The organism is Psychrobacter sp., assembly GCF_030457785.1.
In the GTDB taxonomy this organism is placed as follows: Bacteria; Pseudomonadota; Gammaproteobacteria; order Pseudomonadales; family Moraxellaceae; genus Psychrobacter.
Genome location: NZ_JAKDUI010000152.1, coordinates 1 through 6,823 on the forward strand (window position 1 = coordinate 1; position 6,823 = coordinate 6,823).

General features: G+C 44.2%; 8 protein-coding genes. 3 read left to right on the forward strand and 5 right to left on the reverse strand.

All coding sequences use genetic code 11. The features are described 5' to 3' along the window. Positions 1 to 45: 45 nt before the first annotated feature. Together L0J61_RS08040 and L0J61_RS08045 are read right to left on the reverse strand one after the other, a co-directional pair. A complete protein-coding gene (locus L0J61_RS08040; RefSeq protein ID WP_301465922.1) occupies positions 46 to 1,182 on the reverse strand; it encodes a glycerate kinase in 1,137 nt (378 codons plus the stop codon). A 50-nt stretch (positions 1,183 to 1,232) separates the two neighbouring features. Further along, on the reverse strand, positions 1,233 to 2,582 hold the full coding sequence (locus tag L0J61_RS08045; protein ID WP_301465924.1) for a GntP family permease: 1,350 nt from the start codon (positions 2,580 to 2,582) through the stop codon (positions 1,233 to 1,235). Between the two features lie 198 nt (positions 2,583 to 2,780). Between L0J61_RS08045 and cobT the strand changes: the two genes are divergently transcribed. From cobT to L0J61_RS08060, 3 genes are read left to right on the forward strand one after another with little or no spacing between them, the layout of a single operon-like run. Beyond that, positions 2,781 to 3,836 (forward strand): nicotinate-nucleotide--dimethylbenzimidazole phosphoribosyltransferase, encoded by a 1,056-nt coding sequence (gene cobT, locus L0J61_RS08050; protein WP_301465925.1) that lies wholly within the window; start codon positions 2,781 to 2,783, stop codon positions 3,834 to 3,836. Then, positions 3,836 to 4,699: an adenosylcobinamide-GDP ribazoletransferase gene (gene cobS, locus L0J61_RS08055; protein WP_301465927.1), complete on the forward strand. Its 864-nt coding sequence runs from the start codon at positions 3,836 to 3,838 to the stop codon at positions 4,697 to 4,699. The genes cobT and cobS overlap by 1 nt, the downstream gene beginning before the upstream one ends. Positions 4,700 to 4,742: 43 nt before the next feature. Then, a complete protein-coding gene (locus L0J61_RS08060; RefSeq protein ID WP_301465928.1) occupies positions 4,743 to 5,294 on the forward strand; it encodes a histidine phosphatase family protein in 552 nt (183 codons plus the stop codon). Between the two features lie 239 nt (positions 5,295 to 5,533). On the opposite strand, the gene rplI is transcribed toward L0J61_RS08060, so the two are convergent. Genes rplI through rpsF form a run of 3 tightly spaced genes read right to left on the reverse strand, consistent with a single transcriptional unit; the run spans position 5,534 to position 6,708 of the window. Next, positions 5,534 to 6,046: a 50S ribosomal protein L9 gene (gene rplI / locus L0J61_RS08065; protein WP_301465930.1), complete on the reverse strand. Its 513-nt coding sequence runs from the start codon at positions 6,044 to 6,046 to the stop codon at positions 5,534 to 5,536. A gap of 25 nt (positions 6,047 to 6,071) precedes the next feature. Further along, a complete protein-coding gene (gene rpsR / locus L0J61_RS08070; protein ID WP_058368567.1) occupies positions 6,072 to 6,299 on the reverse strand; it encodes a 30S ribosomal protein S18 in 228 nt (75 codons plus the stop codon). Between the two features lie 16 nt (positions 6,300 to 6,315). Beyond that, positions 6,316 to 6,708 carry a 30S ribosomal protein S6 gene (gene rpsF, locus L0J61_RS08075; RefSeq protein ID WP_301465934.1) on the reverse strand — a complete coding sequence of 131 codons (393 nt, stop codon included), beginning with the start codon at positions 6,706 to 6,708 and terminating at the stop codon, positions 6,316 to 6,318. Between the last annotated feature and the right edge of the window lie 115 nt (positions 6,709 to 6,823).

Here is a 6,823-nt window from a genome sequence, read left to right on the forward strand (position 1 = left end):
CAGGGCAGGATTGGTATCAGTAACTAACATAATTAAAACGTTTATTTATTTTAAGCACTGACCGAGCCGGATAGCCTTAGCAATATTCCTAGCAGTGATCTCAACATTGTTATGCGCTTGGCCGAGGATTTTTTCGATGGTATCTGCTTTTTGAATACTTGGCATGATGATGTCAAATTGATTGATTTGTGTTGGTGTGAGCTCATCCACACTGCCACAAATAGCAACAACGGGTGTATGAGCGGCTTTTGCGATTTGACTGATACTTCCTGCCACCTTACCCATGGCAGTTTGCGCATCAAGCTTGCCTTCACCGGTGACGACCAGATCTGCATGAGCAATATGCTCTGCTAAATTAGCAGCTTCAGCAACTGTGTGAAAGCCTGATTTTAACTGAGCCCCGAAAAAGCTCATCAACGCATAACCAAGACCACCTGCTGCTCCAGCGCCTTCCACTTCACGACAGTCCTGATAGCCGCTTTTGTCACAGATGTTGGCAAAGTGATTTAAGGCGTCGTCTAGTGCAGCGACTTGCGTTGCACTTGCGCCTTTTTGAGGACCGAATATCGCACTGGCACCTTGCTGACCACATAAAGGGTTGGTGACATCGCAAGCCACTTCAAACACAGTGTTCAATACTTTCAGGTGAAAACTTTTACCATCGATTTTATGTAATCTAGCAAGCTCGCCACCACCTTGGGATAATGTGTGGTTATCACTATCATAGAATGACATACCTAGTGCCGTGAGCATGCCATGTCCTGCATCATTGGTTGCGCTGCCACCCAAACCGATAATAATCCGTTTGGCGCCTTCGTCCAATGCATCAACGATTAGTTCACCGACTCCGTAACTACTAGCCACAACTGGATTTCGTTCTGCTGACGTTAGTAAGTGTAGCCCGCAGGCTTGGGCGATTTCGATAACGGCTGTTGCATCGGGTAATAATAAGTATTTTGCCGTGATGGGTCTCATTAAGGGGTCGTTGACGACGACTTCTTTCCAGTGCCCGCCTAACGTATAAGACAATACGTCAGACGTGCCTTCACCGCCATCAGCCATGGGAAGTAGCGTGTAGTCTGCATCAGGAAATACTTGATTAAAACCAGACTGAATGGCTTGGCAAACATCTAATGCTTCTAAGCTTTCTTTAAATGAGTCAGGAGCGATTAAAATTTTCATAAATATCTCTTTGAATATCTTCTGGCGTTTTTAATATCTTTAATAGCTCGTTAAATAAACATCAAGGTCAATAACCAGATGAAGACAATGCTGGTTACACCTTGGATACCAGTAGCTATCGAATGGGCTTTATAAGCCTGTGCCACACTCATACGGCTAAACTGACCAACAATCCAAAAAAAGCTGTCATTAGCATGTGAGATAGTCATAGCACCAGCGCCAATGGCCATCACACAAAACACGCGACCAAGTTCACTGTCGAGACCAATTTGATCCAACAATGGCGCTACCATTGAAGAAGTGGTGACAAGTGCTACTGTCGTTGATCCTTGCGCAGTTTTCAGTGCGGCAGACACGATAAATGGCATAAATATGCCCAATCCCAGCGCTGATAAGGTCGTGCCTAAGTAATCGCCAATTGGTGTGACTTTCAACATAGCACCAAATGCACCACCTGCACCAGTAATCAATAGAATAGGCGCTGCTACCACCAAACCCTGTGAAATACTATCACTGATTTGCTCCTTTCTTTGTTCTGTATTAATAAGTAAAAAAGACAAAAACAAGCCGATGAGTAGTGCAGTAAGTGGATTACCAACGAATACTAGTATCTCTGTCAGTATACCGCTGCCAAATGGCGCCCCAGGAAAGTTAGCAACAGAAGACAAGCAGATTAGTATAATAGGAACGAGGATGGGTAAAAACGCCATTGTTGTTGATGGCATATTACTATAGTCATTGCGGGTTTTCATACTCTCAGGTACTGGCGCATCGAGTGCATCTATATTGTCAGGGGCGATATTTAGGAAGCGGTTTGACCACCACCAGCCTGCCAATACAGCAACTGCTGTCACGACCACACCCACCATGATGACAAGCCCTAGATTAGACTCTAGTCCTAAGTTTCCTGCTGCTGCAATTGGACCAGGAGTTGGTGGAACAAAGGTATGTGTGGCGTATAAACCAGTGGCTAAAGCGATACTCATTGCCACACTAGATACCTGTAAACGTTCAGCCAACGACTCCTTTAGCGAGTTCAAAATGATATAGCCAGAATCACAGAATACTGGTATCGAGACAACGGAACCAACGATAGACATGGTTAAAGTAGGAAAGCGTGGTCCCAAAACTTTGATAACAGATTCTGCCATGACGATAGCTGCGCCTGTTCTTTCTAGAATGAGTCCGATAATAGTTCCAAATACGATCACAAGGCCAATATAGCCTAAAATTCCGCCAAAGCCATCCGAGATAGTTTTAGAAACTGTGTTGAGGGGTACTTGATAGAACAGCGCTACCAAAAAAGCGGATAGTATCAGTACTAAAAAAGGATGCCACTTTAACTTTGCAGTAGCAAAAATAATAAAAAGAATGGTGAGCACAAGCCAAAATACGATCATTACGGTCTCTATATGTCTGGATTATTTAGGTATCAATCGTGATATGAAATTTGAAAGGGGCATATTCTATAGTAAGTCGGTACTATTCGGAAACCCGTTTGGCAATATTTTCAGCTTGACTATATTTTTGATACTGGCGAAACAATGATACTCTGCTAGTATGTGAGTACTACATCTAGCTGCCTTAGGACACTTTTCTTGATTACATTTACCGCGCCTACGATACCCAGTATTAACAATAATAATCTGAAGCTACAGTTACAAAAAATTATAGACTGCAAAACCAAACCACTGGGTGCGTTGGGGCGGATCGAGACACTTGCGCTACAGTTAGGTATGATTCAGGGTACTACCTCGCCTCAGATATGTGAGCCTCAGATATTGGTCTTTGCTGCTGATCATGGTTTGACCAAGCATGGTACCTCAGCATATCCGAGTGCGGTGACCACGCAAATGGTCTATAATTTTTTGCAAGGCGGTGCAGCGATAAATGTGCTGGCACGTCAGCATGGTATTGAACTGAAAGTTGTCGATGCTGGTGTCGATTCTGATATAGGCGCTGATATAAATGCTTATCCACAATTACTTGATTACAAGGTGCGGTATGGTAGCCGTGATGCGCTTGTCGAAACTGCTATGACAGAAAACGAATGCCTCACAGCAATAAAAAATGGTATGAAGGTGATTGAGGGGTTAGCGGGTAATCTATTGATTGTCGGAGAAATGGGCATTGGTAACACTTCGGCGGCGAGCCTCCTGTTGGCAAGACTGGGTGACCTAGCTATTGATGACTGTATTGGTCGTGGTACCGGTCTCGATGATGCTGGATTGACACATAAGTGTCATGTCCTAACACAAGTATTGGAACGTCATCACGATGCAAAAACTCCTTTTTCAGCGCTTACAGCGCTGGGTGGATTAGAGATTGCAACAATGGTGGGTGCATTTATTCAGGCGGCCAGTGAGCGGCGTATTCTGTTGATTGATGGTTTTATCGCTAGTAGTGCTTTATTGGTGGCCGATCGCCTAGCAGCCGGTGTTGCTCAGTATGCTATTTTTGCCCATCACTCAGTCGAACCAGGGCATGTGCATTTGCTGAATTTGCTAAATGCGGAGCCGTTACTCGATATGGGGTTACGGTTGGGCGAGGGTAGTGGTGCTGCACTTGCGTATCCGTTGGTGCAGTCAGCATGCGCTATTATTAATGAGATGGCCATCTTTAGTGATGCAGGCATTAGTGGACAAGAGAAATAATGTCACAGCCATTTAATCAATCAGACTCGTCGAAAAAGTCGTCACCCAAATCAATTACTGCACAAATCATAAAGCAAGAATGGACATTATTTTTGGTTGCTATTCAGTTTTTGACCAGAATGCCTGTGCCTTCCTTTAAACAATACGATCCGCAGTGGTTACACCAAAGCAGCCGTTATTTTCCTGCTGTTGGCTTGCTAGTTGGTGTGCTATGCGCTGGCGTCTTTTGGCTTGGTAGCTTGTTATTTACACCGCTAGTTGCCGCCGTGTTGAGCACTGCTTTTGGCATCAAACTCACTGGTGCTTTTCACGAGGATGGTCTTGCTGATAGCTGTGATGGCTTAGGCGGTGGTCTGACACGTGAGCGTACGCTGACCATCATGAAGGACTCACGATTGGGCACGTACGGTGTTTTAGGTTTGGTATCAGCGTTATTACTGAAAATTAGCTTGCTAGCAGCCATGCCGCCACAGGTTGCGGCGGTCGCACTTATTATTGGTCATACCGCCTCACGTTTATTGTGCATTAGCTTGTTGATCTTATTGCCCTATGGCGGAGAGATAGCGCATGCTAAGGCCAAACCTATGGCTCAACAACTCACACCGTCGCAGTGGCTGTTTGGCAGTGGATGGTTACTTGTGGCAGGTATCTTGCTGATGGTTTGCTTACCTGACACTTTACAGCAGATCAGTATTATTCAGTGGTTGACGGCATTGATATTCGCGTTACTCGCTACTGGCTATATGGAGCGCCTACTATCTAGGCGTCTGGGCGGCTATACAGGTGACGGGTTGGGAGCGACGCAGCAGCTCAGTGAAGTTGCTATTTATATGGGACTGGCCGCTTCTCTATCGATTGTTTAAATCAGATGTTTACGTTATAAAAAATACGGGAAGTCCATTATTAATGACTATTCACATTTGGCGCCATCCTAAACCCAAAGCTGCTGACGGCATCTGTATTGGACAAGAAGATATAGCAGTAGACAGACGTAAAATAAAGCGTCTTGCCAATCGCATCGAGCGCTTTGTCCGTTTGCATAAATTACCGAAAGTTATTTGGGTAAGCCCATTGCAACGCTCGCTAAAAATTGGGGAGGTGTTGGCCGAACGTGGTTTTACCTGCCTAGTTGCTGCTGAACTGTCTGAAATCAACTTTGGGGACTGGGATGGGCGACCTTGGTCAACAATTAGCAAACGAGAGATTGATAATTGGTGCAGTGACTTTGCACACTTCGCTCCTACCAACGGAGAGAGTTTGCAGCAGTTATTTGATCGAGTCGTGAGTTGGTCGCAGACAACGTCGTCGACACTAGAGGGTAAGCCAATACTTGCTGTTGGTCATGCAGGTTGGATAAACGCAGCCAAATTGATTGACTCTGGACAAGGAATACCAGAAACAGCAGATCAGTGGCCGTCTGCAGTTGGATATGGAGAGTACAGTCAACTGAGACTATAAATTTCAACGACTATAAGTTTCAACGACTATAAGTTTCAACGACTATAAGTTTCAACGATTATAAGTTTCAACTAAATGGTGGTGAGTCACGGCGACGTCGCAAATAAGTGTCGTAAATAAGTAAGGCAAAAAATGATGGGGTGACTAGAAGTGTCCAATGCGCCTTGATTTTCTGACAAAAAAAACCAGCAACATAGCGTTACTGGTTTTTTTTTGACTAAACGTAAGCGTTCTAAAGATTACTCTTCAGAAAAATCTTCGTTTTCGTCTGCAACATCTTCTTCAGCTGCATCTTCGTCGTCACCATCTTCAGAAAGAATGGTTACTAAGATGTTAGTGCTAACGTCATGGTGTAGCTGAATATCAACATTGTATTCGCCAATTTGACGTAGAGTGCCTTCAGGTAGCTTGATTTCAGCGCGGTCAACTTCTAGACCCGAGTTAGTCAATGCTTCAGCAATATCGCGAGTACCGATAGAACCAAATAGCTTGCCTTCATCACCTGATTTAGCACGCATGATGACATTAACGTCTGTTAATGCGTCAGCACGCTGTTGAGCTTCTGCGATTTCTTTTGCTTCTTCAGCTTCAAGCTCAGCACGACGTGCTTCGAACTTTTCAACGTTAGCTTTAGTAGCAGGTAGCGCTTTGCCCTGTGGGATAAGAAAGTTACGACCGTAACCTGGTTTTACATCGACAGTTTCACCGAGTTTACCAAGGTTGACGATACGCTGTAACAAAATAATTTGCATGAGTCATTCCTAGTTAACGGTTAAATTACTGATGGTTGTCAGTATACGGAAGTAGCGAAAGGTAACGAGCTTGCTTGATAGCAGTGGCTAGTTGACGCTGATATTTAGTAGACGTACCGGTAATGCGGCTTGGTACGATTTTACCATTATCACTGATGTACTGTTTTAGCAATTCAACATCTTTGTAATCGATGTGAGTGATGCCTTCAGCAGTGAAACGGCAGAATTTGCGACGGCGATAGAAACGTGCCATGAGTATTCTCCTTTAATTAGTCTTCACTGTTGTCGTCGTTTTCACGATTGTCTGGACGACGAGTAGTTGCTTTGCGTGCGCGTTTTTCATCGGCATTCTTGGCTAACTGTGACTCTTCAGTGATAGCTTCGTCACGGCGTATAACTAGACTACGAATAATCGCGTCGTTATAGCGGAATAATTCTTCAAGTTCAGCTAAGGTCTCACCGTCAGTTTCTACGTTGAAAAGAACGTAATGAGCTTTATGAATCTTGTTGATTGGATAAGCCAGTTGACGACGGCCCCAATCTTCTAAACGGTGGATAACACCGTTGTTGTCTTGAACTAACTTAATGTAGCGCTCAACCATGCCAACCACTTGGTCGCTTTGGTCTGGGTGTACAAGTAACACCAGTTCGTAATGTCGCATTATGACTCCTTACGGATTAGTAGCTATTAACCCTATGTTAATAGCAAGGAGATTTATAAGGTAAGCCTGATTCTGTTGAAAGTATAATAATATATACTAGAATAAGCTTAGTTTA

Bases quoted from the DNA above. Each gene is read 5' to 3' on its own strand.
- L0J61_RS08060 (WP_301465928.1), top strand. From the start codon at position 4,743: ATGACTATTCACATTTGGCGCCATCCTAAACCCAAAGCTGCTGACGGC.
- rplI (WP_301465930.1), bottom strand. From the start codon at position 6,046: ATGCAAATTATTTTGTTACAGCGTATCGTCAACCTTGGTAAACTCGGT.
- L0J61_RS08040 (WP_301465922.1), bottom strand. From the start codon at position 1,182: ATGAAAATTTTAATCGCTCCTGACTCATTTAAAGAAAGCTTAGAAGCA.
- rpsF (WP_301465934.1), bottom strand. From the start codon at position 6,708: ATGCGACATTACGAACTGGTGTTACTTGTACACCCAGACCAAAGCGAC.
- rpsR (WP_058368567.1), bottom strand. From the start codon at position 6,299: ATGGCACGTTTCTATCGCCGTCGCAAATTCTGCCGTTTCACTGCTGAA.
- cobS (WP_301465927.1), top strand. From the start codon at position 3,836: ATGTCACAGCCATTTAATCAATCAGACTCGTCGAAAAAGTCGTCACCC.
- L0J61_RS08045 (WP_301465924.1), bottom strand. From the start codon at position 2,582: ATGATCGTATTTTGGCTTGTGCTCACCATTCTTTTTATTATTTTTGCT.